Source organism: Burkholderia sp. FL-7-2-10-S1-D7 (genome assembly GCF_001524185.1).
In the GTDB taxonomy this organism is placed as follows: Bacteria; Pseudomonadota; Gammaproteobacteria; order Burkholderiales; family Burkholderiaceae; genus Burkholderia; species Burkholderia diffusa.
Genome location: NZ_LOWY01000030.1, coordinates 95,971 through 122,597, shown reverse-complemented (window position 1 = coordinate 122,597; position 26,627 = coordinate 95,971). Strand labels below are relative to the sequence as shown.

The following is a 26,627-nucleotide window of genomic DNA, read 5'->3' as shown; positions in this document are numbered from 1 at the left end:
ATGCGACTCGACTTGATTCAGGCGGACGGCTCGACTCGCCTCGGGCACGAAGCAGGCCAGGTGCCGGCTACCGTGGTTGACGTCGACGAAGCGCGATGGCTCGACATCGCGCATGCCGCGCGAACGGACCGTAGCCGGCTCATTGCGATGTGGGGCACCGAAACGCCCGAGCGCGTATTTTCAGTCAACGCGGCTTACGAATGCGACGATGGCGTTCTGTGGGTACGTCTCGCGACAGGGCCGGAACCGCGGGCCGACGGCGACTATCCCGATCTCGCGGGCGTGTTTCCCGCCGCAACGCGCATGCAGCGCGCAATTTTCGACCTGACCGGCCTGCGCGAGCGCAACACGCGCGACACGCGCCCGTGGCTCAATCACGGTAACTGGCCCGGCGACTACTTTCCGCTGCAAAAGCGGGCAACCGGAATCGAGCGATTCGAATCGAACGAAGCGGATTATCCGTTCGTGCAGGTTGTCGGCGACGGCGTGCACGAGATTGCCGTCGGGCCGATTCACGCGGGCATCATCGAGCCGGGCCATTTCCGGTTTTCGGTCGTCGGCGAGAAGGTGCTGCGGCTCGAGGAGCGGCTCGGCTATGTGCATCGCGGCGTCGAACGGCTGTTCGAACGGACGGCCGCGTCGAACGGCCATCGCGTTGCGGGCCGGGTCGCCGGCGACTCGACCGTTGCGTTCTCGTGGGCCTATTGCATGGCACTCGAGCAGGCGTGCGGCACAGCCGTGCCGGCGCGTGCGCTGGTTCTGCGCGCACTCCTGCTCGAGCGCGAGCGCATCGCCAATCACCTCGGCGACCTCGGCGCGCTCGGCAACGACGCCGGATTCGCGTTCGGTCTCGCGCAGTTCTCGCGGCTCAAGGAGAACTGGGTACGGACCAACGGCGAAATCTTCGGGCATCGATACTTGATGGATCGAATCGTGCCCGGCGGGCTGGCCGTCGACATCCATCCCGATAACGCAGCGACCCTCACCGAACAGTGCGAACGCATCGCGCGCGAAGTACACGTGATGCGGAATATCTACGAGGAGCAGTCCGGGCTGCAGGACCGGTTTCTCGGCACCGGCCGATTGAATGCCGACGTCGTCGCGCATTTCGGCGTGCGCGGCATGGCCGCACGCGCCAGCGGTCAGACATTCGACGTGCGCGCGAACCTGCGGCCTGCCCCTTACGGCGATCTGGCCGTCAAGGCGGCAAGCGACCCGCGTGGCGACGTCGCCGCGCGGGTCGCCGTGCGGTTTGCCGAAATCGACGAATCGCTGCGCCTGATGGGCGAACTGCTGGCAAATCTTCCGGAAGGGCCGATCGCCGTCGGCGTCACGTCCGCGGCGGCGCCATCCAGGGGAATCGGCTGGGTGGAGGGCTGGCGCGGCGACGTATTCGTCGCGCTCGAGCTGGCATCAGGCAATGCCATCGCGCGATGCCATTGCCACGATCCGTCCTGGCAGAACTGGCCGGCGCTCGAGCACGCGATCATTGGCAACATCGTTCCCGATTTCCCGCTGATCAACAAATCGTTCAATCTGAACTACGCGGGGCACGATCTCTGATGTGGCAACTCATCCGTCAATTCGCGCGCACTGAATTTCCCGACGAGCCCGTGCCGAGCACCGAAGCCGCCTGGCGACACGAGGCGCAGCAGATTCGTCAGGACATTCTCGACCTCCTCGGCCGCGCGTTGTGCATCCGGCAGATCGATGCGGGTTCGTGCAACGGCTGCGAACTGGAGATCCACGCACTGAACAATCCGTACTACAACATCGAAGGGCTCGGGATCAAATTCGTCGCCAGCCCGCGCCATGCGGACCTGCTGCTCGTGACCGGCCCCGTCACGCTGAACATGAAGGCAGCCGTGCTTGCCGCGTACGAGGCGACGCCGGCGCCGAAGCTGGTCGTCGCAGCCGGCGAGTGCGCGTGCACGGGCGGCATTTTTGCCGACAGCTACGCTGTGTGCGGCGCCGTTTCGTCGGTCCTGCCCGTCGATGTGACCATTCCTGGATGTCCGCCGCCGCCGATCGATCTGCTGCGCGGCATTTTGACGGCTTGCCGATCACGCTGATACTGAAGCGGATGCCCGTGGCAATCCTTCCGTCGGCAATACCGCGTTTGCTGCGGCGGCGAGGGCGAATGCCGCGCCTCACCGCCCGATCGGCAGCCCCGTCGGCTCGATCCATCCGAGCCGGTATGCGATCAGCAGCGACAGAAACAGCGTGATCGACAGCCCGACGCGCGCCGCGAGCGACCACGCCATCCGCTTGCTGCCGCCCCGGTCGTGATTCATGAAATACAGCGCGAAAACCAGGCTTCCGATAATCATCACGAAAGCCACCGAAACCAGCGCAATCTTCATTGTTGATGTTCCTCCAGGCCTGAATCGGCCTTAAGCAGTTCGGCCAGTCTTTGCCGCTCGGCGGCGACGTCGGCAACGCCTGACGCCGGCCAGTCCAGCGCCACGCCATTACCCAGCGAATCGCGCACGAGCGTCTGGTAACGCCGGTCGCTGATCCGGCCCTGCTCCATCGCTTCCGAGATTTCATGTCGAAACGGTAGCGGAAAGCTCGCGTATCCGCGCGACAGCGCCGCATATTGCCGCGCGTCGACCTCTTTCGACGACGGCGCGACTGCCCACACCACGACGGCCACGATGGCTGCGAAAGGAATCGCCGTGTAGCGGAGAACGAACTTGATCGGGGTCATGAGGCGGATAGCGACGGGCTGTGTAGTAATGGCGAAGTGACGACCAGGCAGCGCCGCAGTGACGGTGCGCGCACGCCGAGTGGAAACGAAGGCAGCCGGGTCACCGGCAGCGCTGACGACGGAGCCGCTCGGGCAAGCCGGAGCCGGCAGCCCCGGCCGATATTGTACTTAAAGCCTAATACGACCAACAGAACATGATAATCTTGTTATCACATTTTCCATGTGCTTCGAGCAACCCGAGGCTCCCGCATGTGCGGCCCGTGCGGCCGCCTCGCGCCGGTGACCGGCATCGTAACCGAGCTCGACAAGCTGTTCTACTGAATCCGGTCGGCGCATCGGCATGGATGTGCATGCGGCAATCGCCAACCGTTCGAAACCGATGGTTCACGCGATGATGTTCGCGTCGCGCTTGTCGGCGGACTCGCCGGCGCGATCGGCTTCAGGCATGTCGGCTACGTGCCCACTACGCCGCCTGCGGCCCTGCCGATGATCGACGACCTGTTCACGTGGCTCGGACGCCAGCGTTGCGCCGGTGCACGAACCGGCATGACACATTTGGCGCCGAAAGCGGATCGATTATAATTTGATTAACATATCGACCACCCCTGCCATCCCGATGGAAACCAAAACCGCCCGCCTGACCGTCCTGATCGATCCCGCCAAAAAAGAAGCTTTCGAAATGCTCTGCGCGGAGCAGGACCTCACACCGTCGCAAGTCGTGCGTCAGTTGATCCGCGAGTATCTCGACAAACACGGCGTCACGTACAAGACCAAGAGCACGCTCGGAAAACGCGTGAAGTAAGGGATGAAGTAAGCGCGGTCGAACCCGCGGCGCCGTCAGGCGCAGATTTCCCATCGTGGATGTTCGCGCGCGCGCCAGACGAGCCGCGCGGGATCGATGCACTCCCCTGCCTTCATGCGCCGAGCGGTGGACGAGAGTTTGAGCGCGCCCGCCGAGCCGAATCCCAGCGCGCGCTCGAGCAGGATGCGCAGCGACGGCAGCGGGTTGCCGTTCTTCCACGCGAACGCGATGAAGTTGTTGTCGTCGCCGCACGGCACCAGCGCGCACGAATCGTCGAACACCGCACGCAGGTGCTCGAGATGCCGCGGCAACGCGGGATCGTCGTCCATGAAGTTGATCGCGAGCACGCCCGTTTCGCTCAGCCGCGCACGGCACGCGTCGAGAAACGCGGTGCCCGTGCAGCGGCCCGGCGTGCCATCGGCGACGAACGCGTCGTGCAGGATCACGTCCGCCTGGACGTCCGGCCTTGCGACGTAGTCTGCGCCGTCCGCGCAGATCACCGCGAAGCGTGCGTCGTCTTGCGGAATCCTGAACACGTCGCGCAGCGCGATCACGTCCGGATTGATCTCGACCGCGTCGATCGCCGTATCAGGCAGGTGCCGATAGCAGTACTTCGCCAGCGATCCACCGCCGAGCCCGATCATGCAGATACGCGCGGGCGCCGGCTGCAGCAGCAGGAAACCCATCATCACGCGCGTATAGCCGAGTTCGAGACTGACCGGATCCTTCAGCGACATGAAGCTCTGCGTGCCGAAGTGATCGAAGTGCAGCGACACCGCCTGCTTCGTCTCGAGCACGAACGGACGGCCGTCGTTCAACGGCGCCGCCAGGAACTGCAGGAATGCGTCATAGGAAATTCGATCCTCGCTCATGCTCGACAGGCCCGGTTGATCGGAGAATCGCTCGTACCGCGTGCGGTCATACCTTCTTCAGGTAGCAGGCCTTCAGCATGAAGCCGCCCATGTCGGTCTTGCAATCGACTTCGTGATCGCCGCCGACGAGACGGATGCTCTTGACCTTGGTGCCCATCTTCAGCGTGATCGACGACCCCTTCACGCGCAAATCCTTGATCAGCACGACCGAATCGCCGTCCGACAGCACGTTGCCATTCGCGTCCTTGACGACGTCGCCCGCCGGTTCGTCGCCCGCTTCGGCGCCGGCGCCAGCCGACCATTCATGGCCGCAGTCCGCGCACACGGTCAGCGTGCCATCCGGGTAGGTGTTTTCCATCGCGCATTGCGGGCAGGCGGGGGCGGCGTTCATTGCAGCTTCCATTCGGTGGGAGTTCACGTCAATCGATAAAAAAATGCCGGACACGCAAGCACGTGGCCGGACCGCGCGCCGTGCTGCCCCGTCGACACATCGGCCGGACAGCATGTCACGCACACAACATTATAATACAATACACATAAATACGTTGCTGTATTATAATCGTCAACTTTCGATCATTCGCCGGACTTGATGGCGGCTTCGCTGAGGATGTCGACATGTTCGAGATGAATGACGCACCGATGCCTGGTGTACAACACCCGGCACCCCGTCGGGAAACCGCGCTCCGCGTGGTCCCGCCGTGCTGCCGGTCGGCCGTTGCACGCCGTTCCGGCGACTTTCCCCGAGGTTGATCCGCATCGTGGCAACCGTCGTCTACGTTGAAATCGGCCCCGCCTGGAGCCGCAGGCGTGCGATCGCGTCGTGTGACGCGATCGTCGCGGCGGCACACCGCTTCGAAAGCGACATCCTGCTGCTCGCCAACGGGCTCAGCGGCAGCGCGAAGGACGCAACGGCCATCGCGGCGCTACAGATGCATGGCGGCACGTCCGCGCAGGTGCTCGCCACTGGCCCCGACGAGGATGCCGCGCTCCAGGCGTTGCTGCCCCTGCTGCAGGCGGGCTGACGCTGCGTCGCCCGATCCCACGGCCTCGTGCCGTTCACCCTGAATCACTACTCCCCGAGGAAGCGATGAACGACAACGTCACGTCCAACACCCCCAACCTGTCGGCCTCCGCGATCTGGGCGCTCGAGCGTCTCGCCGATGTGCGCTACGGCCGCGATGCGCCGGCGCTCGGCTGGTCGGTCGAGCAGGAACTCGTCGGCGCGGGCTTCGTCAGCCATTCCGCGAACGGCCGATCCGGCGCGTCGATCACCGCGCACGGGCGCAGCTTCCTGAAAAGCCGCAAGTAGAAACCGCCCGGGACGGGCGCGATGCGGCTACGCGGTCGCCAGCCCGTGCCGGAATCATCGGACGACGGCAAGCCGGACGATGCGACTGCATTCCCCGCCGCAGACGGGGATTTGCGGCCGCGCCGCAGTTTCCGCGGTATCGTACGGGACCCAAGCGCGGCGCACTGCGCCGCCTTCCTTTCCTCATGGAACGCCCGATGACACTCAGCGCCCTGCCGCCCGTCACGTCCCCACCGGTTCTCGATACCCCCCGCCTGATCCTCGAAGGCCACCCGCTCGGCGACTTCGACGCGCTCGCCGCGATGTGGACCGAGCCGACCGTCGTCGCGCACATCTTCAACGGCAATCCGTCGACGCCGCGTGACTCGTGGATGCGGCTGCTCGCGTATCGCGGACTGTGGCCGCTGCTCGGCTACGGCTACTGGGCGATCCGCGAGAAGTCGTCGGGCCGCTACGTCGGCGATCTCGGCTTCGCCGACTTCCATCGCACGGTCGAGCCGTCGATTCGCGGTGTGCCTGAAGCCGGCTGGGCGCTCGCGAGCTGGGCGCACGGCAAGGGCTATGCGACCGAGGCGTTGTCGCATGCGCTCGGCTGGCTCGATGCGCAGCACCGGTTCGAGCGCAGCGTGTGCCTGATTGCACCGACCAACGTCGCGTCGATCCGCGTCGCGCAGAAGGCCGGGTATGCCGATCCGGTGCGGATTCGCTTCAACGACGCCGATTCGCTGCTGTTTTCACGCGCGTGCCGATAAGTGCGATGTCGCGCACCGGCCGCTTCGTCGCGGCTAAGGTGCGTGGACCGTCTGCGCCGGCGGTCGGCGAACGCCGTCGGCAACGGGGATGCCGAGCGTGAAAAACGGTGCGTGCATCGTTGACGTGTCCGGAATGACGCGGTACGGGATCCGGCCGCTCCCCTGCAAGCGCAGTTTCTGCATCAGCGTCCGGCGACACCGCTTTGCCGCGTCGCGTGCTTATCCGTGTCGCGGGCGGGCGCGCGATTGACCGTTAGTTGCACTCGCGAGATCACACGTCCAGGTCTCGACCGCCGGATTGCGGCGCTCATCGCCGGTCATGCCAGCGCGATCCGGATCGTCGTCGAAGCCGCGCGGCCGGCGCCCGGCACGCACGGACCCGTGCAGCGGATGCCGGCGATGCGCGGCGCGCTGACGAGCAGCGGGATCGCCGCCGTGGTCAGCTATGTGCGCGGCGCGTGGGGAAATCGCACCGCACCGGTGTCAATAGCACGTGCGGCGATTGCGAGCGGCGATCCGGCGATAGATGGGCCGCACGTCTGCATCCGATGCGTGCGGCAAGCGGTGGGATCGTGTCGTCTCACCAGCAGCGGCAGCGGCTATCCCCGCAGCACGGCAACCGCCTTGATTTCGACGATATAACCGGGCGCCCCGCCGAGCATGTGCGCGCCGACCGCGGTCCACGCCGGCCGCGGATGCGCATGCAGATAGCGGTCGCGCACCGCCATGAACAGCGGCAGGTCGCGCATGTCGGTATGAAAGGTCGTCAGGTCGACCACGTCGTCGAGCGATGCGCCGGCCGCCTCGAGCACCAGCCTGAGATTCTCGAACGCCTGCACGATCTGCGCCTCGCGTTCTTCCACCAGTTGCATCGTCGCGTCGCGGCCGATCTGGCCGGACACGTACACGGTATCGCCCGCCTTGATCGCCGGCGCATAACCGATTTTTTCGTACACGGCTTCCATTCCCGCGGGGATGATCGCTTCGCGTTCGCGCATGAGTGTCTCCGTGGCCGGACGTTCTGCGTCGGCCGGTTGTTCGATGGTCATCGCGCGCACGCCTGACCGGGGGGCGCGCATCGCTGAAGCAGCGGGCGAACAGGCAACCCGGCCGCTCAACCCGTATCGCCGCCCGCAACCGGCAGCACCGTGCCGGTGATGTAACTCGCTTCGTCCGACGCGAGGAACAGGATCGGCGCGATCTGTTCATCGAGCGTGCCGTAACGCTTGAAGAACGTCGAAGCGGTCACCTGCCGCACCGCTTCGGCCATCCACGCCTGTTCCTGCGCGTTGTCGCCGGCCGCATTGCGCGGCACGCGGCGCGGCGGCGCCGTGGTGCCGCCCGGCGCGGTCGCGACCACGCGGATGCCGTGCTCCGCGTATTCCATCGCGAGCGCCGCCGTCAGCGCATTGACACCGCCTTTCGCGGCCGAATACGGCACGCGCCGAATGCCGCGCGTTGCGTTCGACGACACGTTGACGATCGTGCCGCCGCCCCCGGCCAGCAAGTGCGGCAGCACCGCGTGGCAACTGTAGAGCGTCGGCATCAGCGAGCGGCGGATTTCCGCGTCGATCTGCTCGGGCTCGAACTCGGCGAACGGCCGCATCCGGATCGCGCCGCCGACGCCGTTGATCAGCACGTCGATCCGGCCGAACGTCGCGACCGCGCATGCCATCGCAGCACGCGCGCCGTCGTAGGTCTCGAGATCCGCGACGAATCCGGCCGTGTTGCCGCCCGGCGCCTCGGCGGCCACCTCCGCCACGAAATCCGCGCGATCGACGAACAGCACGCGGCCGCCCTCGGCCGCCGCGCGTAGCGCGACGCCGCGGCCGATGCCCTGCGCCGCGCCCGTGACGACAACGACCTTTCCAGAGAATCGTTGCATGGTCATGCCGCCTTTGCCGTCGCGTTCGGGGTGAACTTCTCGTAGTGGAAGCTGTTGGGCTTCACGCCTGCGTCGTCGAAGTACTGGCGCACCGCGTCGACCATCGGCGGCGGCCCGCACAGGTAGACGTCCACGTCGCCGTCGTTGAGTGCATCGGCCGGAATGTGCTGCGTGACCCAGCCCTTGCGCGGATGGCTCGACGCCGCATCGGCAACGACGGTCGAGAAGCTGAAGTTCGGCAGCTTCGCCGCATACGCTTCGATCGCGTCGACCAGCACCAGGTCGAGATCGCGCGTCACGCCGTAGATCAGGTGCACCTTCTGCCGCGAGCCGCTGCGCGCGAGCACCTCGAGCATCGACAGGAACGGCGCGAGGCCCGTGCCGCCCGCGAGGAACAGCAGTGGCCGCGCCGCATCGCGCAGGTAGAAGCTGCCGAGCGGCCCGTTCAGTTCGAGCGTGTCGCCGGGCCTGGCCGATTCGAGCCACGTGCTCATCACGCCGCCGGGAATCTTCTTGATCAGGAATCCGACCTTCGTGTCGCCCGGCGCGGACGAGAACGAATACGACCGGTGCTGGCCGCTGCCCGGCACGCCGATGTTCACGTACTGGCCTGGCAGGAACACCGGCGCGGCCGCATCGACGTCGAGTTCGAGCACGATCGCCGCATCGTTGTGCGGCTCGACCTTCGTCACGGTTGCGGCGAACGCGCTGTGGCCGGTCTTGCAGGCGAGCGACGAGCTCGGCACCGCGATCACGCAATCGCTTTGCGGCACCATCTGGCACGTCAGCACGAGACCGCCGTCCTTTTCATCCTCGGTGAGCGCGTCGTCGATGTAATCGTCGCCGAGATCGTAGCTGCCGCTCTCCGCGCGGCACTTGCAGGTGCCGCACACGCCGTCGGAGCAGTCCATCGGCAGGTTGATCTTCGCGCGGAACGCGGCGTCGAGCACCTTCTCGCCGGCCTTGCAGTCGATGAAGCGGGTGACCCCGTCCTCGAAGTTCAGTGCAATCTTGTAGGTGGACATGACATCGTCTCCCGGTGTTACGTGTCGAATCGATCGGCGTCAGACGTGGTACACGTCGAGCACCTGCCGGATGTAGTCGTTCTTCAGCACGATCTTCTTGTTCGAGATCAGCCATGCGTCGCCCGAGCGGCGCAACGTGACGAACATCGTGCCGAAGAAGTGATCGGTCACGCGGTAGCGGTGGTTCAGCGTGTGGAAGTTGTAGCGCACGTCCACCTCGCCGTCGCGCTCGGCCAGCACCTCGACGTTCGTCACGTTGTGGCTGGTGCGCGGCTCGGGCGTCGACGCGCCGCTGCGCTCGGTCTTGATCCGGAACACGCGATCCTCGAGGCCGCCGCGATCCGCGTAATACATCAGCGAGATCTGGCTGTGCGGATCGTCGGTCGGCCGGTCGTCGTCGTCCCACGCGGGCATCCAGTACGTGACGTCTTCCGTGTAGCAGGTCAGCCACTCGTCCCACTCACGATCGTCGAGCAGGCGCGCTTCGCGATACAGCGCCGCGCAGATGGTCCGGTAATCGATGTTCATGCTTCCACCTCCCCGCGTTCCTTCTTCAGTGCATCGCGCATCACGTGCACCCAGTGCTCGTGCTGGCACACGAACAGCCCTTCGTCCTCGCTGCGCTCGCCCGATATGCGCGGGTTCAGCCCCATCCTTCTCGCGTTCTCGTCCGGCCCGTCGATCCATAGCGGCGCGCCGCGCGACAGGTCGTTCCACATCGCCGTGATGCCCGCATAGCCGGCCTGGCATGCGCGGAACTCCTCGAGGTCGTCGGCCGTGCCCATTCCGGTCACGTTGAAGAAGTCCTCGTACTGGCGGATGCGCGTCGTGCGGTCGGCTTCGCTCTCGCCCTTCGGCGCGAAACAGAAGATGCTGACTTCGGTCCTGTCGACGCCGAGCGGGCGCACCACGCGGATCTGCGTGCTGAACTGGTCCATCAGGAACACGTTCGGGTACACGCACAGGTTGCGCGTCTGGTTCACGATGAAGTCGGCCTGCACGTCGCCGACGCGCGCCTTGATCTCCTCGCGGTGCTGGTACACGGGCCGCACTTCGGGGTTCATCGTCTTGGTCCACAACAGGATGTGGCCGTTGTCGAAGCCGTACACGCCCGCGACCGACTTGCTCCAGCTGTTCGCGTCGACGGCCTTGGTGCCGTCTTCCTTGCGGCGGCCCATCGTCGCGGCGTAGTTCCAGTGCACGGTGCTCACGTGATAGCCGTCGCAGCCGTTCTCCATCTGCATCTTCCAGTTGCCTTCGTAGATGTAGGAGGAGTTGCCGCGAAGCACTTCGAGCCCGTTCGGCGCCTGGTCGACGATCTGGTCGATGATCACGCGCGCCTCGCCGAGGTACTCCTCGAGCGGCAGCACGTCGTCGCTCAGGCTGCCGAACAGGAAGCCGCGGTAGTTCTGGAATCGCGCGACCTTCTTCAAGTCGTGCGAGCCATGCGTGTTGAACTGCACCGGATACTCGGTCGTCTTCTCGTCCTTCACCTTCAGCAACTTGCCGGTGTTCGAGAAGGTCCAGCCGTGGAACGGGCACGTGAAGCTGCCCTTGTTGCCGTGCTTGCGGCGGCACAGCATCGCGCCCTTGTGCGCGCACGCATTGATCACCGCGTGCAGCTCGCCGGTCTTGTCGCGCGTGATGACGATCGGCTGGCGGCCGATCCACGTCGTGTAGTAATCGTTGTTGTTCGGGATCTGGCTTTCGTGCGCGAGGTACACCCAGTTGCCCTCGAAGATGTGCTTCATCTCGAGCTCGTAGAGCGCCTCGTTCGTAAAGATGTCGCGGCGGCAGCGGAAGATGCCGGCCTCCTTGTCGTCCTGCACGGCGGTGGCGAGCAGGTGGTCCAGTTCGGTGGTGTGGTCGATCGTGGCGGACATGTTGGTTCCTCCTGTGTGCGTGCCGGGTCCTGCAAGCACGCTCGCATCGGTATCGATTGAATCTCGCGGGGACGGGGCCGGCGGCGGCGCAGGCGCGCCGCCGTGCCGTCGGGCGGTTATGCCGTGGCGGAAGCGCGCAGGCGTTCGACGATCTGGTTGTCCTTGCCCTCGACGCGTGGCGTCAGGACGAAGTTGAACTCGATGTCCTGATATGCGTCGGCCTTCAGCCCGAGCGCGGCGCCGCCGGTCTTGCTGGTGACGGGCGGAATCAGCTCCTCGCGCGTCGCATACGCGAAGTCGTCCCAGATCAGCGGGTCGCCGTCGATGTTGAACTGCGTCGTCAGCTTGCGGTGGCCGTCGCTGGTCACGAAGAAGTGCACGTGCGCCGGGCGGTTGCCGTGACGGCCGAGGCGGTCGAGCAGCTGCTGCGTCGCGCCCTGCGGCGGGCAGCCGTAGCCGACCGGCATCAGCGTGCGGAATTCATACTTGCCGTCCGCGCCCGTCTTCACCGCGCCGCGCAGGTTGAAATCGCTCTGTGCGCCGGTCGGGTCGAAATGCGAGTAGAAGCCGTGCGAGTTCGCGTGCCAGCACTCGACCAGCGCGCCGGCCACCGGCTTGCCGTCGACCCCCGTGACCGTGCCGTGGATCACGAGCGGGCCCGCGCCTTCGTCCGCATCGAGGTCGATCTTCGCGACGCCGTCGCGCACCGGCGCGCCGCCGACGTACAGCGGGCCTTCGATCGTGCGCGGCGTGCCGCCGTCGAGTCCGATCGCCTCGTCCTCCGCGTCCATCCGGATGTCGAGATACTTCTCGAGGCCGAGGCCGGCCGCGAGCAGCGCCGCCTCGCCGTCCTGGCCGAGCTTGTTCAGGTAGTTCACACCGGCCCACACTTCGTCCGGCGTAATGTTGAGGTCGTCGATCGCCTTGAACAGGTCGCCGAGCAGCCGCAGCACGACCTGCTGCGTGCGCGCGTTGCCGCCACTGGCGCCCGCGTTCGACGCGGCCTTCAGCAGATCCTGCACTTCCTTGGTTTCGAATACTTTGACGCTCATGATGGTGTCTCCACGTGTATTTTGGGGAAAGGTGACCCGGTGCCCGCCGTTGCGGAAGAAGCGGCTCCGTGGCTCAAACGTCGCCGTCGTGAATCGACGACGGGTGGCGACACAACGGCGTCACCGAAATCTTCATGTACGGGAACAGCGGCAGGCCGGTCAGGATCTCGTGCAGCTCGGCGTTGCCGGACACGTCGAACACGCTGTAGTTCGCGTATTCACCGGCGATGCGCCAGATATGGCGCCACTTGCCGCTGCGCTGCAGGTCCTGCGAATAGGCCTTCTCGCGGGTCTTGATCTCGTCGGCCACGCCGACCGGCATGTCGGCGGGGAGGTTGACGTCCATGCGTACGTGGAAAAGCATCGTGATGTCCTGGTGCGTGATCGTGTTATCGCGAGTTGTCGCGATTCAGCGGGAGACTTTCGTCAGCCCGTCGCGCGTGAAGCGCGCGACCTTCGCTTCGTCGAGTTCGATGCCGAGGCCCGGGCCGCTCGGCACGGTCAGTTCGAAATCGCTGTAGTCGAGCGGGGTCGTGAGAATCTCTTCGGTAATCAGTAGCGGTCCGAACAGTTCGGTGCCCCACTGCAGGTTCGCGAAGCTCGCGAACAGATGCGCGGACGCGACCGTGCTGAACGCGCCTTCGAGCATCGTGCCGCCATACAGCTCGATGCCGGCCGCATCCGCGATCGCCGCGACGCGCTGCGCCGCGAAAAGGCCACCGCTCTGCTCGATCTTGATCGCGAACACGTCCGCGCCGTGATGCTTCGCGATCTCGAACGCGCTGTCCGGGCCCTGCAGGATTTCGTCGGCCATCAGCGCGACCGGGAAGCGGCGCATCAGCCGTGCGAGCGCAGCGGCCGACGCGACCGGCTGCTCGACCAGTTCGCAGCCGGCATCGGCGAGCGCCGGAATCGCGCGCGCAGCCTGCGTTTCACTCCACGCCATGTTCACGTCGACGCGCACCGATGCGCGCTCGCCGACCGCCCGCTTGATCTCGGCCACGTGACGGATGTCCGCGTCGAGCGCCTTCGCGCCGATCTTCAGCTTGAACACGTTGTGGCGGCGCAGGTCGAGCATTCGCTCGGCTTCGGCGATATCGGTCGCCGTGTTGCCCGATGCGAGCGTCCACGCGACCGGCAGGCGATCGCGCCGGCGGCCGCCGAGCAGTTCGCTGACCGGCACGCCGAGGCGCTTGCCGTGCGCGTCGAGCAGCGCGGTTTCGAGCGCGCTCTTCGCGAAGTGATTGACCTTCGCGAGCTTGCCGAGGAACGCCATCAGCGCCTGGATGCGCGTCGCATCCTTGCCGATGATCGCCGGTGCGAGGTACGCGTCGATTGCGAGCTTCATCGCTTCCGGGCTTTCCGGGCCATACGCCATCCCGGCAATCGTCGTGCCTTCGCCTGTGCCCGTCACGCCGTCGCTGCAGGTCACCTTCACCAGCATCAGCGTCTGGCCGTGCATCGTGGCGACCGACAGCTTGTGCGGACGGATCGTCGGCAGGTCGACGAGGCGGGTTTCAATGCGTTCGATGGTGACGGGAGACATGGGGCACGCTGCGTGTGGTGAGTTCATGGGACGGATTTATACGCGGCGGGGAAATGGACCGTCCAATACTTTTGGCCTCGCTTTTTCATACCTGTCAGGTATTGAAATTCGCTTCAGATCGAGAAATATTGCATCGCGCCATACCCGTTTTGTCTGGTTGGCGTGGCTGGAAGGCTTGCTGGGAGGAGCGGGACAGGTTTCAGGGCACCGCGTGGCGAGCAGTGAAATGCGGGCAGGCTGGTGGTTGGCGACGTCGACGGAAATCGAGGTCCGGGCGGGCGGATCAGGGTTTTCCTGATGGGAATGCGGTGTGGCCCGCCGCCCGTATTCCGCACGAAGGCGCCGCGATCCGGCCACGTCCCCGTGGCCGGATCATTGCGGTGGCGATAGGCGCCTGAAGCGCTTCCACAGTGTCTTCAATGTCTGATGATCTGCAGCCACGCGAGCGACCAGAAAGCCGCGAGCAAAGGCCGCGCCCGGCATGGCATGTGGCATGCAGTGCGATGGCACTGAAGGCGGACTACGCCACCGCCCGCCGCTCATGCAGCCGCAACGCGGCCCACGCGATGCCGGCGGAGAATATCCCGACCACCCCGCCGAACGTGCCGACCCACGGCAGCCCGAACTCCCCGGCGATATGGTTGCCGAGCAGCGCGCCGGCGCCGATGCCGACGTTGTACAGCCCGGAAAAGATCGACACCGCGAGATCGGTCGCCTCGGGCGCGAGCTTCAGCACCCAGGCCTGCATCGCGAGCCCGAAGCAGACGATCGCGCCGCCCCACACCAGCGTGTGAACCGACAGCGTGACGATGTTCAGCGCGCTGGGGAACAGGATCAGCAGACACGCCGACAGCGCGATGATCGATGCGAGCAGGAAATCGGCCGGCCGCTCCGGAAACACGTGGTTGAAACAGACCGCGGCCGGCATGCCGGCGACGCCGAACAGGATCAGCACGTAGGTAATCCGGCTGCTGCTCGCATGATTGACGCTCTGCACGAACGGCTCGATGTACGTGTACGACGTGAAATGCGCGGACACGACCAGCACGGTGATCGCGTACAGCGATACCAGTGCCGGCTTCCTGAGAAACATGCCGATGCTGGACAGCGATCCGGCGCCCTGGCTCGACAGCGTCGGCAGCGTCACGCGCAGCATCAGCAGCGCGACAGCCGCCGCGCCGCCGATCACGAGGAACGTCACGCGCCAGCCGAGCACCTCGCCGATCACGCGCCCGAGCGGAATGCCGGCGACCATCGCGATCGCCGTGCCCATCGCGAGCAGGCTCAACGCGCGGCTTTTCCGGCCGCTCGGCGCGAGCCGCACGGCCAGCGGAACGGAAATCGACCAGAACACCGCATGTGCGCACGCGATGCCGAGCCGGCCGATCATCAGCACCGCGAAATTCCACGCGACGCCGGTGACGACATGGCTGCCGATGAACACCAGCAGCGCGCAACTCAGCAGCCTGCGACGTTCGACATGGCGCGTGACGAACGTCAGCGGCAGCGACACGACCGCGACAGCCCACGCGTAGATCGTCAGCATCAGGCCGACGTCGGTCGGCTGCATCCGCAGGCTGTCGCCGATCGCGCTCAGCAGCGCGACGGGCACGAATTCGGTAGTGTTGAAGATGAAGGCAGTGAGTGCCAGGGCCAGGACGCCCCACCACGACTGTTCGGAACTGACGGCGTCCGGAGTTGCCATACGGGAATTCGACGAGGGTTGGGGGCGCGTGCGGCGCGGGCAGCCGGCCCGACGCATCGGCGCGATTGTACCAGCGGCAAACGACACGCCGCTGCCGGCCGCGGCGCCGGGACATGGCGATGACACGGCCGCGCGCCGATAATGCGTCGAAGGACTTTTCGCGGACGATTCGCCCGAACCTCATCGGGCCAGGAGATTCAACATGCGCATTGAAACGTCGTTTCTGTTCGATCTCGACGGCACGCTCGTCGACAGCGTCTACCAGCACGTGCTCGCGTGGAAGGAAGCGCTCGATGCCGAGGGCATCGAGCTGTCGGTGTGGCGCATCCACCGCAAGATCGGGATGAGTGGCGGCCTGTTCCTGAACCAGCTGCTGCGCGAGACGGCCGGCAACATCGACGCCGAGCGCGTCGAACAGCTCGCACGGCTGCACGCGGCCGCGTACCAGCGGCTGCGCGCGCAGGTCCGGCCGCTGCCGGGCGCGCGCGAGCTGCTGGCCGCGCTGTCGAACGCGGGCATCCGCTGGGCGATCGCGACCAGCGGACGGATGGAAACGGCGGCCATCAACCTCGAGGCACTCGGCGTCGATCCGGCGAAGAACGTGGTCGTCACGCGCGATCAGGTCAAGTATGCGAAGCCGGATCCCGATCTGTTCCTGACGGCCGCCGCGAAGCTGAACGTGCCGATCGAGCATACGGTGGTGGTTGGCGACAGCATCTGGGACATGCTCGCCGCGAGCCGCTGCCGCGCGCTGGGCGTCGGCTTGCTGTCGGGCGGTTACGGCAGCGACGAGCTGGAACGCGCGGGCGCGCTGCGCGTGTATGACGATCCGGCGGATCTGCTGTGGCACCTCGACGAGATCGCGGCGCGGCCGTGATGCCTGAATCGTCCGCCTGACCCACGGCGCCCGGCTCTGCGGCGTCACCTTCGTCGGCTTGCGGCCCCGCGTGCAAGCTGCCGGTCGCACCAATCGGGTCGGGTCGGGTCAATCGTCGTCGACACGCTTGTGGACCAGATAACGCCCGCGCTCGACACCCGCGCGCAGCGCCTCGTCCTCGGTTTTCCATTCCGGGCCGGCCGGCTCCGGCACGTGGAGCTCGATGCGCTCGCCGTCGACATACACCTGCACTTCGTCATCCCACGCGCCGCGCGCATTGCGCCGCGCCCAGACGCGAATCTCGTGGCCGCGATACGGGTCGCGCACCTGTGCGTCCTGTTGATGCTGCATGCTGGCCCCCTGTGCATATCTGCGATGGCGATGCAAAAAATGCGCGCCGCATGATCGCCGCGCGCGCCGTTGGCCCCATGCGCACACGCCGTGCCCGCTATCCGGCAGCTTGGTACGCCGCTTGCGCGCGTCCCACCGCGCTGACAAACCCTGACGGAGCTTGCCCATGCGAACCGACGAACTCGCCGGAACGGCCCTCGACTATTGGTGCGCGCGCGCGTTGTGCGCGGACGACGAAGACACGCTGTGCTTCACGGCCGTCGAGCCGCAGCTGACCGTGACCGCGGCGTGCGATGCATTTCGGCGCCTCGATGCAGGTTTCGCGCCGTCGACGTCGTGGGCCGATGCGGGAGCGGTGCTCGATCGCGTCGGCGATCTGCGGATCGCGCGGCGCGGCGACAGCGTCGAATGCGACGCATGCTTCATCGGTGGCCCGTCGACCTGCGCGGCGCGCGCGACCGACCCGCGCACCGCGCTGCTGCGCGCGTTCGTGCGGGCGCACTTCGGCGACGACGTCGATACCCCGCCGGCGTTCGCGCACCGGATCAAGCGCGGCGCGCCGGTGCGTTACTTCCCCGGAGCGCCGCTTCCCGAATCGGACGACGATCCGGCCGCCGGCGACAGTTCGGACATCCGCTCGATTCCGCGCATGTGACGACGCTGGACGCGCCCCGCCCCGCTCCGCGCGCGATGCAACGACCGTACAGCGTTCATGTAAAAACGACAGAGGTTCAGCCTGCGGCACCCCGTCGGCGCGTTGCCGCGCGGGGCTCGGCGCCGCAGGCACGCGGGTTGCGGCGCACGGCCGTTACCGTTCGCCGCCGCCCGCTCACGCCATTCCATGAACTTCACGCCGCCCTTCGCCGCACACCTCTACTTCTGCGACGCCCGCCTAGTCGGTCCGCTCGACACGTGGCCAGACACGTTCGCACATATCGCGGGCATGGGCTTCGATCACGTGCTGATCGGCGGCTTCTGGGCCGCCAGCGTCGCGGGTTTTCCGCGTCACGTCGCCGACTTCCATCGGCCGGCCGCGACGTTCGCGACGCGCGCCGGCGCGCTCGAGACGTTCTCGCGGCTCGCGCAGCTCGCCCACGGCCACGGGCTGCGCGTGATGCTCGAAGTCGTGCCCGATCGCATCGCGCGCGACAATCCGCTGCGCGTCGAGCATCCGGACTGGTACGTCGAGCGCTCGCACGACGACGCGCTGATCGATCCGCGCCGCGCCGCGCACGAACTCGACGTCGCGCATGCACAGGTCGGCGAGGATGCGACACACGACGCACTCGCCGCATGGTGGTGCGCGCATCTCGCTGCGTTCGCGGACGCCGGCGCGGCCGGCTTCCTGATCGACGCGCCGCATCATCTGCCGGCCGCGTGGTGGCCCGGCTGGCGCGCGGCGCTGCGTCGCGCGCGCCCGGACGTCGCGGTGCTGGCCGGCGTACCCGGCCATGCGCGCGACGCACTCGCGCAATTCGAGGCGGCCGGCTTCGACGCGGTGTTCTCGTCGGTACGCTGGTGGGATCTGCGTTCGCCGTGGTTTGCGGACGAACACCGTCTGTTGCGGCGCATCGGCTCGCCGATCGCGTTTCCCGACACCTACGACGGCCCGCGTCTCGCCGACGACTGGCGCGACGCGCCGGACGAGACGGTCGCCCGGGCGTATCACCGCGCGTTGTGGACCGCGGCGGCGGTCGGTACCGGCTGGCTCGTGCCGATGGGCTTCGAGCGCGGCGTCACGCTGCCGCTGATGGCGCGCGATGCGGATGCCACGCGCTATCGCGCCGCGTTCGACGTCGCGCGCTTCGACCTGTCCGGCGCGATCGCCGACGCGAACGCATGGCGCCGCGCGACGCCGCTCGCGGCCCAGCGCGGCGAAATCGCGCAACTGAGCGCGCCCGGCGCAGCCGCGACCGCGCTGTTGCGCGGCACGGGCCCGTCGCTCGAGCACGACGACACGGCACTCCTAATCGCGCTGAATCCCGATCTCGATACCGAAGCGCCGATCGATCCCGCCGCGATCCTGCCCGGCGTGCCGGGCGGCTTCACCCATGTCGCGACACCGGACGGCGCGCGCAAGCACGCGCCGGTCGCGCTGGAAGCGTTCACGCTCGAACCCGGCGGCTATGCGCTGCGCGAAGCCTGGCGCGCACCGCCGGCGATCCCGCGCGCCGACACCGCGCGTGAGCGCACCGCGCTGTCCGCGGCGCTCGCGGCCGACCGGATCGCGATCGAACGCGTCGAGCCGGCCGTGGACGGCGGCCGCTTCGCGATCAAGCGCGTGATCGGCGAAACACTGGTTGTGCACGCATCGATTTTCTCGGACGGGCATGCGCATCTCGCGGCAGCGTTGCAATGGCGCGCGGACGACGAGGACGACTGGCGCGAAGTGCCGTTCGTTGCAGAGCAGAACGATCGCTGGCACGCGCGGATCGCGCTCGACCGGCTCGGCCGCCACGCGTTCCGCGTGATCGCCTGGCGCGACGACTGGGCATCGCTCGTCACCGACATCGCAAAAAAGCGTGCGGCCGGCCAGGACGTGATGCTGGAGGTGCGCGAAGCGCAACTGCTGCTCGCGACCGCGCTGAAGCGCGCCGACCCCGCCGATCCGCGCGCGATCGGGCAGATGGAACGGCTGACCGCCGACTTCAAGGACGCGCCGCCCGACGCACGCCTCGCGCTGATCGGCGCGCCCGCGCTCGCCGCAGCCTTCGCGGCGCTGCGCTACCGGCCGTTCGTCACCCATGACGAAACGGTGTATCCCGTCGACGTCGAGCGCCGCGCCGCGCGCTTCTCGAGCTGGTACGAAATGTTCCCGCGCTCGGCGAGCAACGATCCGCACCGGCACGGCACGTTCGACGACGTGATCGCGCAGTTGCCGCGCATCCGCGACATGGGTTTCGACGTGCTGTATTTCCCGCCGATCCACCCGATCGGCACGACCGCGCGCAAGGGCCGCAACAATGCACTGAAGGCCGGCCCGGACGACGTCGGCAGCCCGTACGCGATCGGCTCGCACGACGGCGACCACACGGCCGTGCATCCGCAGCTCGGCACGCTCGCGTCGTTCCGGACGCTGGTCGATGCGGCGCGCGCGCAAGGGCTCGAGATCGCGCTGGACTTCGCGATCCAGTGCTCGCCCGACCATCCGTGGCTCGCCGCGCACCCGGGCTGGTTCGCATGGCGGCCCGACGGCTCGCTGCGCTTCGCGGAAAATCCGCCGAAGCGCTACCAGGACATCGTGAATCCCGACTTCTACGCGCCGGACGCGCTGCCCGACTTGTGGCTCGCGTTGCGCGACGCGGTGCTGTTCTGGGTCGACGCGGGCGTGCGGATTTTCCGCGTCGACAATCCGCACACGAAGCCGCTTCCGCTCTGGGCGTGGATGATCGCCGACGTGCGCGGCAAGCATCCGGACGTCGTGTTCCTGTCGGAGGCGTTCACGCGGCCGGGCATGATGTACCGGCTCGCGAAGGTCGGCTTCTCGCAGTCGTACACGTATTTCACGTGGCGCGAGACGAAGCGCGAATTCATCGATTACCTGACCGAGCTGACCGCCGGTCCGCCGCGCGAGTTCTTCCGGCCGAACTTCTTCGTGAACACGCCCGACATCAATCCGCGCCACCTGCAGAACGCGCCGCGCTCGCAGTTCGTGATCCGCGCGGCGCTCGCGGCGACGCTCGCGGGCTCGTGGGGCCTGTATTCGGGCTTCGAGATCGGCGAATCGGCGCCGCTGCCCGACAGCGAGGAATACGCGGATGCGGAGAAATACGAGCTGCGCGCGCGCGACTGGAACAAGGCCGCGCACATCGGCGCCGAAGTCGCGCGGCTGAACCGCGCGCGGCGCGAGCATCCGGCGCTGCAGACTCACCTCGGCCTCACGTTCGCCGACGCGGACAACGACCAGGTCCTCGTGTTCGTGAAGGCGACGCCCGCGCACGACAGCGTCGTCGCGGTCGCGATCAGCCTCGACCCGTGGCACCCGCAGGCCGCAAATTTCACGCTCGACACGTCGCTGTGGCGCGGCCTCGGGCTCGTCGACGGCGAACCGCTCGACGCGCTCGAACAGGACGCCGCGCATGCCGAAACTTGGCGCGGGCATCGCCAGTACGTGTCGCTCGACCCGCACGTGCGGCCGTATGCGATCTGGCGGCTCGCGCCATCTCCCGGCGCCGCGCGAGCGGCGGCGCCCGAGCCGGGCGACGCCCGACACTCTTCCGGAGCACACGCATGATGAAACGCGAAGACTCCCTCGACGACGTGCGTCGCGCGCAGTTCCCCTCGCTCGCACCGGCCGGCACGCCGCGCCGGCGCCGGTCGCGGCGCCGCGCGCCCGCGCTCTGCGCGGACGATCCGCTGTGGTACAAGGACGCGATCATCTACCAGGTGCACGTGAAGTCGTTCTACGACTCGAACAACGACGGGATCGGCGACTTCCCCGGCCTGATCATGAAGCTCGACTATATCGCCGAGCTCGGCGTCGACACGATCTGGCTGCTGCCGTTCTACCCGTCGCCGCGCCGCGACGACGGCTACGACATCGCAGATTACCGCGACGTGCATCCCGACTACGGCACGCTCGCCGACGTGCGGCGCTTCATCCGCGAAGCGCACGCGCGCGGGATCCGCGTGATCACCGAACTGGTGATAAACCACACATCGGACCAGCATCCGTGGTTCCAGCGCGCGCGGCGCGCGAAGCCCGGCTCGATACATCGCGACTACTACGTGTGGTCCGATACCGACACGAAATACGCCGGCACGCGGATCATCTTCCTCGATACCGAAACGTCGAACTGGACGCACGACCCGATTGCAGGCCAGTACTACTGGCACCGCTTCTACTCGCACCAGCCGGACCTGAACTTCGACAATCCGGCCGTCGTGCGCGAGGTGCTCCAGGTGATGCGCTTCTGGCTCGATCTCGGCATCGACGGGCTGCGGCTCGACGCAGTCCCGTACCTGGTCGAGCGCGAAGGCACCAACAACGAGAACCTGCCGGAGACGCACGCGATCCTGAAACGCATTCGCGCAACGATCGACGCCGAGTATCCGAACCGGATGCTGCTCGCGGAAGCGAACCAGTGGCCGGAAGACGTGCAGGAATACTTCGGCCACGAGGACGAATGCCACATGGCGTTCCACTTCCCGCTGATGCCGCGCATCTACATGTCGATCGCGAGCGAGGACCGCTTCCCGATCGTCGACATCATGCGCCAGACGCCGGCGCTCGCGCCGAGCAACCAGTGGGCCGTGTTCCTGCGCAATCACGACGAGCTGACGCTCGAGATGGTGACCGACTCGGAGCGCGACCTGCTGTGGCAGACCTATGCGTCCGACCGGCGCGCGCGGCTCAACCTCGGCATCCGGCGCCGCCTCGCGCCGCTGATGGAGCGCGACCGGCGCCGCATCGAACTCATCAACTCGCTGCTGCTGTCGATGCCCGGCACGCCGGTCATCTACTACGGCGACGAACTCGGGATGGGCGACAACATCCACCTCGGCGACCGCGACGGCGTACGCACGCCGATGCAATGGTCGTCGGACCGCAACGGCGGTTTCTCGCGCGCGGACCCGGAACTGCTGGTGCTGCCGCCCGTGATGGGCTCGCTGTACGGCTATGACGCGGTCAACGTCGAGGCGCAGACGCGCGACCCGCATTCGCTGCTGAACTGGATGCGCCGCATCCTGTCGACGCGTCGCGCGACGCAGTCGTTCGGGCGCGGCACGATCCGCTTCCTGCGCCCGGAGAACCGCAAGGTGCTCGCGTACCTGCGCGAACTCGAAGGCCACGAGACGGTGCTGTGCGTCGCGAACCTGTCGCGCTCGTCGCAGGCGGTCGAACTCGACCTGTCCGAATTCGCGGGCCGCGTGCCGATCGAGATGACGTCGGACTCGGCGTTTCCGCCGATCGGGCAGCTCACTTACCTGCTCACCTTTCCGCCGTACGGGTTTCTATGGTTCGTGCTGTCCGAGCACGGCCGCGAGCCGTCGTGGCGGCAGCCGCACGCGGAGCCGTTGCCCGAGTACGTGACGATCGTGATGCGGCGCGGCGACGTGCGGCCCGACGTCGGGCAGCTGCATATGCTCGCGCACGATGCGCTCGCGTCGTGGCTCGCGCGGCGGCGCTGGTTCGCGTCGAAGGACCGCAAGATCGGCAATGCGTGGCTGAATGTCGTCACGCCGATACCGGATGAGCCGTTCCAGTACGCGGAGGCCTGGGTGTCCGCGAGCGACGGCGGCGTCGAACGCTACGTCGTGCCGCTGGCTGCCGCATGGGGCGGCGAGACGTCGCATCCGCTGTTCGCCCAGCTCGCGCTCGCGCGCGTGCGGCGCGGCCACACGGTCGGCTACCTGACCGACGCGTTCGCGCTTCCCGCGTTCGCGCGCGGGATGCTGCGCAAGCTGCGCGACGGCGCGACGGTGCCGACCTCCGACGGCGGCCGCCTCGACTTCCTGCCCGAACGTGCGCTTGCCGCGCTCGACCCCGGCGACGACGCCGACGTGCGCTGGCTCGCGGCCGAGCAGAGCAACAGCTCGCTCGTGATCGGCGACGAGATCGTGCTGAAGCTGGTGCGCAAGGTCGCGCACGGCATCCATCCGGAAGCGGAGATGAGCCGCCACCTGACGCGGATCGGCTACGCGAACACCGCGACGCTCGCCGGCGAGGTCGTGCACGTCGATCCGGACGGCTCGCCGCACACGGTCGCGATCCTGCAGCGCTACGTCGACAACCAGGGCGACGCGTGGACGCGTTCCTTCGACTTCCTGAAACGCGCGGTCGACGAGCTCGCGCTGCCCGCCGTCGCCGACGGCGAAGCGGCCGAGCCCGACGAGGAACCGGATGCGCTGCTCGGCTACGCGGCGTTCGCGGGCATCGTCGGTACGCGGCTCGGCCAGCTGCACGTCGCGCTGGCGCAGCCGTGCGACGACCCGGCGTTCACGCCGGAGCGCGCGACGCCCGAGCACGTCGACGGCTGGTGCCTCGACGCGATCGCGTCGTTCAGGCACGCGCTCGACGTGCTGGCTACCCGGCTCGATGCGCTCGATCCGGCCATGCGCGCCGCCGCCGACACGCTGCTCGCGTCGCGCGACGCGGCCGTGCAGGCGCTTGGCGAACTGGTGCCGCGCACGCTCGACGCGCAATGCACGCGGATTCACGGCGATTTCCATCTCGGCCAGGTGCTCGACGTGCAGGGCGACGCGCTGCTGATCGACTTCGAAGGCGAGCCCGCGCGTCCGCTCGAGCGGCGCCGCGCGAAGTCGCATCCGCTGCGCGACGTGGCCGGCTTCCTGCGCTCGCTGTCGTACGTGAGCGCGACCGCGCAATTCGCGATAGAGAAGGCGCCGCCGCAGGCGGCCGGCCGCAAGCGTGCGCTGTTCGACCGCTTCGGGCAGGCCGCCGCCGACCGCTTCGTCGAATGCTATCGCGCAGCCGCCGAAGAGGCGCCCGAACGCTTCGTCGACCCGCGCTACGCCGATCGCCTGCTCGCGCTGTTCCTGATCGACAAGGCGTCGTACGAGCTGTGCTACGAGGCCGCGAACCGCCCCGACTGGCTCGGCGTGCCGGTCGGCGGGCTCGCCGCGCTCGTCGAACGCCTGCTCGACACGCACGGCACACCCGACAACGGAGGCGCCCAATGACCGACACGCTGTTCGACCGTCGCGATATCGATGCACTGCTCGCCGGCCGCCATCCGGACCCGTTTGCATGCCTCGGCCCGCACGGGGATGCCGGGCGAATCGTCGTGCGCGCACTGCTGCCCGGCGCGCGGCGCGTGCGCGCTGTGACGCCCGACGGCGACGAACTCGGCACGCTCGCGTGCGTGAACGACGCCGGCTGTTTCGCGGGGACACTCGCGCACGACGGCCATTACCGGCTCGCGATCGACTGGCCCGACACGCGCCAGGTGACCGACGACGCGTATGCGTTCGGCATGCTGCTCGACGACGCGGCGCTCGCGCGTTTCGCGGCCGGCGACCCGGCCGCCGTGCTCGACTGCCTCGGCGCGACGCCCGCGCGCATCGACGGCGTCGACGGTGTGCGCTTCGCGGTGTGGGCGCCGAACGCGCAGCGCGTGTCGGTGGTCGGCGACTTCAACGTCTGGGACGGCCGTCGGCATCCGATGCGGCTACGGCGGCCGTGGGGCGTGTGGGAGCTGTTCGTGCCAGGCATCGGCGCAGGCGAGCACTACAAGTACGAGCTGCGCGCGAGCGACGGACGCGTGCTGCCGCTCAAGGCCGACCCGTGCGCGCGCGCGACCGAGGCACCGCCGCGCACCGCATCCGTCGTCGCCGATACGGCGGCGCTCGACGCGTTCGCGTGGCACGACGACGACTGGCTGCGCGCGCGGCCGCATGCGGACCGCCGCTTCCGCATCCCGTGGTCGATCTACGAGGTGCATGCGGAGTCATGGCAGCGCGTGCCCGAGGAAATGGACCGCAGCGCGACCTGGGACGAGCTCGCCGAGCGGCTGATCCCGTACGTGCGCGGCATGGGCTTCACGCACGTCGAATTCATGCCGATTTCCGAGTATCCGTTCGGCGGTTCGTGGGGCTACCAGCCGCTCGCGCAGTTCGCGCCGTCCGCGCGCTTCGGGCCGGTCGACGGCTTCGCGCGCTTCGTCGATCGCGCGCATGCGGCCGGCATCGGCGTGATCGTCGACTGGGTGCCCGCGCACTTCCCCAACGACCCGCACGGTCTCGCGCAATTCGACGGCAGCGCGCTGTACGAGCACGCCGACCCGCGCGAAGGCATGCATCCCGACTGGAACACCTGCGTGTTCAACCTCGGGCGCAACGAGGTCGGCGCGTTCCTCGTCGCGTCGGCGCTCGCATGGGCACGGCGCTATCACGTCGACGGGATCCGCGTCGACGCGGTCGCGTCGATGCTGTACCGCGACTATTCGCGCAAGGAAGGCGAGTGGGTGCCGAATGTCCACGGCGGGCGCGAGAATCTCGAATCGGTCGCGTTCCTGCGCACGCTGAACGACACGCTGCACGGCGCGCTCGCGCCGCAGGGCGTCGTCACCTTCGCGGAGGAATCGACGGCGTGGCCGGGCGTCACCGCGTCGACCGGCGACGGCGGGCTCGGCTTCGACTTCAAGTGGAACATGGGCTGGATGCACGACACGCTCGCGTATCTGCGCGAGGATCCGGTCCATCGCCGCTATCACCACGACCGGATGACGTTCGGGCTCGTCTATGCGTTCTCCGAACGCTTCGTGCTGCCGCTGTCGCACGACGAGGTCGTGCACGGCAAGGGCTCGCTCGCCACGAAGATGCCCGGCGACGCGTGGCAGCGGCTCGCGACGCTGCGCGCTTACTTCGGCTTCATGTGGGCGCATCCCGGCAAGAAGCTGCTGTTCATGGGCAGCGAATTCGCGCAATGGGCCGAGTTCGCGCACGACGCGACGCCGCACTGGGACCTGCTCGACGCGCCCGCGCATCGCGGCGTGCAGCGGCTCGTGCGCGACCTGAACCGCCTGTACGCGGCCGAACCTGCGCTGCATGCGCTCGACTGCCACGCGGAAGGCTTCGCGTGGCTGATCGGCGACGATCGCGACAACAGCGTGTTCGCGTTCGCGCGCCGCGACGATGTCGGACGCCTCGTCGTCGCAGTCAGCAACTTCACGCCGGTGCCGCGCGCCGGCTATCGCATCGGGCTGCCCGCGCCCGGCCAGTGGCGCGAGCTGATGAACACCGATGCGGCCGTGTACGGCGGCTCCAATGCCGGCAACGACGGCGCCGTGTGGGCGGAAGCCGTGCCCGCGCACGGCGAATCGTGGTCGGCCGCGTTGTGCCTGCCGCCGCTCGCGACCGTCTGGCTGAGCCCGGCTTGACACCCGGCGATTTCGA

At 67.6% G+C, this 26,627-nt stretch carries 25 protein-coding genes and 1 pseudogene; 12 read left to right on the top strand and 14 right to left on the bottom strand.

The genetic code is table 11. The features are described from left to right. Both WS75_RS13705 and WS75_RS13700 read left to right on the top strand, forming a co-directional pair. Positions 1 to 1,563 carry a hydrogenase large subunit gene (locus WS75_RS13705; RefSeq protein ID WP_059680931.1) on the top strand — a complete coding sequence of 521 codons (1,563 nt, stop codon included), beginning with the start codon at positions 1 to 3 and terminating at the stop codon, positions 1,561 to 1,563. Next, on the top strand, positions 1,563 to 2,072 hold the full coding sequence (locus WS75_RS13700; RefSeq protein WP_059680930.1) for an NADH-quinone oxidoreductase subunit B family protein: 510 nt from the start codon (positions 1,563 to 1,565) through the stop codon (positions 2,070 to 2,072). The genes WS75_RS13705 and WS75_RS13700 overlap by 1 nt, the downstream gene beginning before the upstream one ends. A 78-nt stretch (positions 2,073 to 2,150) precedes the next feature. Here the strand turns inward: WS75_RS13700 and WS75_RS13695 are convergent, their stop codons facing one another. Next, entirely contained in the window at positions 2,151 to 2,363 is a 213-nt protein-coding gene (locus tag WS75_RS13695; RefSeq protein ID WP_059511443.1) for a DUF2909 domain-containing protein, read from the bottom strand. Further along, positions 2,360 to 2,710 carry a hypothetical protein gene (locus tag WS75_RS13690; protein WP_059511444.1) on the bottom strand — a complete coding sequence of 117 codons (351 nt, stop codon included), beginning with the start codon at positions 2,708 to 2,710 and terminating at the stop codon, positions 2,360 to 2,362. The genes WS75_RS13695 and WS75_RS13690 overlap by 4 nt, the downstream gene beginning before the upstream one ends. Positions 2,711 to 3,326: 616 nt before the next feature. Here WS75_RS13690 and WS75_RS13685 point away from each other — a divergent pair. Beyond that, on the top strand, positions 3,327 to 3,512 hold the full coding sequence (locus WS75_RS13685) for a ribbon-helix-helix protein, CopG family (RefSeq protein WP_059680929.1): 186 nt from the start codon (positions 3,327 to 3,329) through the stop codon (positions 3,510 to 3,512). A 35-nt stretch (positions 3,513 to 3,547) separates the two neighbouring features. Here the strand turns inward: WS75_RS13685 and WS75_RS13680 are convergent, their stop codons facing one another. Then, positions 3,548 to 4,384 carry a hypothetical protein gene (locus WS75_RS13680; RefSeq protein WP_059680928.1) on the bottom strand — a complete coding sequence of 279 codons (837 nt, stop codon included), beginning with the start codon at positions 4,382 to 4,384 and terminating at the stop codon, positions 3,548 to 3,550. A gap of 46 nt (positions 4,385 to 4,430) precedes the next feature. Next, complete coding sequence (locus tag WS75_RS13675; protein WP_031401187.1) at positions 4,431 to 4,775, bottom strand: zinc ribbon domain-containing protein YjdM; 345 nt, start codon at positions 4,773 to 4,775, stop codon at positions 4,431 to 4,433. Positions 4,776 to 5,142: 367 nt separating this feature from the next. On the opposite strand from WS75_RS13675, the gene WS75_RS13670 reads away from it, so the two are divergent. From WS75_RS13670 to WS75_RS34550, 4 genes and pseudogenes are all read left to right on the top strand, one after another. After that, complete coding sequence (locus WS75_RS13670; protein WP_059681058.1) at positions 5,143 to 5,406, top strand: HPr family phosphocarrier protein; 264 nt, start codon at positions 5,143 to 5,145, stop codon at positions 5,404 to 5,406. Positions 5,407 to 5,471: 65 nt separating this feature from the next. Further along, the gene (locus tag WS75_RS13665) at positions 5,472 to 5,693 is read left to right on the top strand and encodes a hypothetical protein (protein ID WP_059680927.1); all 222 of its coding nucleotides are present in this window, start codon (positions 5,472 to 5,474) and stop codon (positions 5,691 to 5,693) included. A gap of 197 nt (positions 5,694 to 5,890) precedes the next feature. After that, the gene (locus WS75_RS13660) at positions 5,891 to 6,445 is read left to right on the top strand and encodes a GNAT family N-acetyltransferase (protein WP_257129369.1); all 555 of its coding nucleotides are present in this window, start codon (positions 5,891 to 5,893) and stop codon (positions 6,443 to 6,445) included. Between the two features lie 318 nt (positions 6,446 to 6,763). Further along, positions 6,764 to 6,971: pseudogene (locus tag WS75_RS34550) on the top strand (cytochrome c); the annotation flags it as partial. Between the two features lie 73 nt (positions 6,972 to 7,044). Here the strand turns inward: WS75_RS34550 and WS75_RS13655 are convergent. The 9 genes from WS75_RS13655 to WS75_RS13615 form a co-directional block, all read right to left on the bottom strand. Continuing rightward, on the bottom strand, positions 7,045 to 7,443 hold the full coding sequence (locus WS75_RS13655) for a RidA family protein (RefSeq protein ID WP_059681057.1): 399 nt from the start codon (positions 7,441 to 7,443) through the stop codon (positions 7,045 to 7,047). A 116-nt stretch (positions 7,444 to 7,559) separates the two neighbouring features. Further along, the gene (benD, locus tag WS75_RS13650; protein ID WP_059680925.1) at positions 7,560 to 8,336 is read right to left on the bottom strand and encodes a benzoate diol dehydrogenase BenD; all 777 of its coding nucleotides are present in this window, start codon (positions 8,334 to 8,336) and stop codon (positions 7,560 to 7,562) included. Beyond that, a complete protein-coding gene (gene benC / locus WS75_RS13645; protein ID WP_059680924.1) occupies positions 8,333 to 9,355 on the bottom strand; it encodes a benzoate 1,2-dioxygenase electron transfer component BenC in 1,023 nt (340 codons plus the stop codon). The genes benD and benC overlap by 4 nt, the downstream gene beginning before the upstream one ends. Positions 9,356 to 9,394: 39 nt before the next feature. After that, on the bottom strand, positions 9,395 to 9,883 hold the full coding sequence (benB, locus tag WS75_RS13640) for a benzoate 1,2-dioxygenase small subunit (RefSeq protein ID WP_059602469.1): 489 nt from the start codon (positions 9,881 to 9,883) through the stop codon (positions 9,395 to 9,397). Further along, positions 9,880 to 11,238 carry a Rieske 2Fe-2S domain-containing protein gene (locus tag WS75_RS13635; protein WP_059680923.1) on the bottom strand — a complete coding sequence of 453 codons (1,359 nt, stop codon included), beginning with the start codon at positions 11,236 to 11,238 and terminating at the stop codon, positions 9,880 to 9,882. The genes benB and WS75_RS13635 overlap by 4 nt, the downstream gene beginning before the upstream one ends. A 116-nt stretch (positions 11,239 to 11,354) precedes the next feature. Continuing rightward, on the bottom strand, positions 11,355 to 12,290 hold the full coding sequence (gene catA / locus WS75_RS13630) for a catechol 1,2-dioxygenase (protein WP_059680922.1): 936 nt from the start codon (positions 12,288 to 12,290) through the stop codon (positions 11,355 to 11,357). Between the two features lie 73 nt (positions 12,291 to 12,363). Further along, the gene (gene catC / locus WS75_RS13625) at positions 12,364 to 12,654 is read right to left on the bottom strand and encodes a muconolactone Delta-isomerase (protein ID WP_059680921.1); all 291 of its coding nucleotides are present in this window, start codon (positions 12,652 to 12,654) and stop codon (positions 12,364 to 12,366) included. A 45-nt stretch (positions 12,655 to 12,699) separates the two neighbouring features. Continuing rightward, positions 12,700 to 13,836 carry a muconate/chloromuconate family cycloisomerase gene (locus WS75_RS13620; protein ID WP_059602459.1) on the bottom strand — a complete coding sequence of 379 codons (1,137 nt, stop codon included), beginning with the start codon at positions 13,834 to 13,836 and terminating at the stop codon, positions 12,700 to 12,702. 520 nt (positions 13,837 to 14,356) lie between these two features. Beyond that, positions 14,357 to 15,541 carry a sugar transporter gene (locus WS75_RS13615; RefSeq protein WP_059680920.1) on the bottom strand — a complete coding sequence of 395 codons (1,185 nt, stop codon included), beginning with the start codon at positions 15,539 to 15,541 and terminating at the stop codon, positions 14,357 to 14,359. A gap of 202 nt (positions 15,542 to 15,743) precedes the next feature. Here WS75_RS13615 and WS75_RS13610 point away from each other — a divergent pair, with 202 nt between their 5' ends. After that, positions 15,744 to 16,418, top strand: coding sequence for an HAD family hydrolase (locus WS75_RS13610; protein ID WP_059680919.1), 675 nt, complete (start codon positions 15,744 to 15,746; stop codon positions 16,416 to 16,418). A gap of 108 nt (positions 16,419 to 16,526) precedes the next feature. On the opposite strand, the gene WS75_RS13605 is transcribed toward WS75_RS13610, so the two are convergent. Then, positions 16,527 to 16,769, bottom strand: a complete 243-nt coding sequence (locus tag WS75_RS13605; protein ID WP_059680918.1) for a DUF6566 family protein — start codon at positions 16,767 to 16,769, stop codon at positions 16,527 to 16,529. A 166-nt stretch (positions 16,770 to 16,935) separates the two neighbouring features. Here WS75_RS13605 and WS75_RS13600 point away from each other — a divergent pair, with 166 nt between their 5' ends. The 4 genes from WS75_RS13600 (at position 16,936) to glgB (ending at position 26,611) form a co-directional block, all read left to right on the top strand. Next, entirely contained in the window at positions 16,936 to 17,424 is a 489-nt protein-coding gene (locus tag WS75_RS13600) for a phage protein NinX family protein (RefSeq protein WP_059680917.1), read from the top strand. A gap of 186 nt (positions 17,425 to 17,610) precedes the next feature. Next, positions 17,611 to 21,003: a maltotransferase domain-containing protein gene (locus WS75_RS13595; protein WP_059680916.1), complete on the top strand. Its 3,393-nt coding sequence runs from the start codon at positions 17,611 to 17,613 to the stop codon at positions 21,001 to 21,003. Continuing rightward, positions 21,003 to 24,413, top strand: coding sequence for a maltose alpha-D-glucosyltransferase (gene treS, locus WS75_RS13590; RefSeq protein ID WP_059681056.1), 3,411 nt, complete (start codon positions 21,003 to 21,005; stop codon positions 24,411 to 24,413). The genes WS75_RS13595 and treS overlap by 1 nt, the downstream gene beginning before the upstream one ends. Continuing rightward, entirely contained in the window at positions 24,410 to 26,611 is a 2,202-nt protein-coding gene (gene glgB / locus WS75_RS13585) for a 1,4-alpha-glucan branching protein GlgB (RefSeq protein ID WP_059680915.1), read from the top strand. The genes treS and glgB overlap by 4 nt, the downstream gene beginning before the upstream one ends. Positions 26,612 to 26,627: the final 16 nt, after the last annotated feature.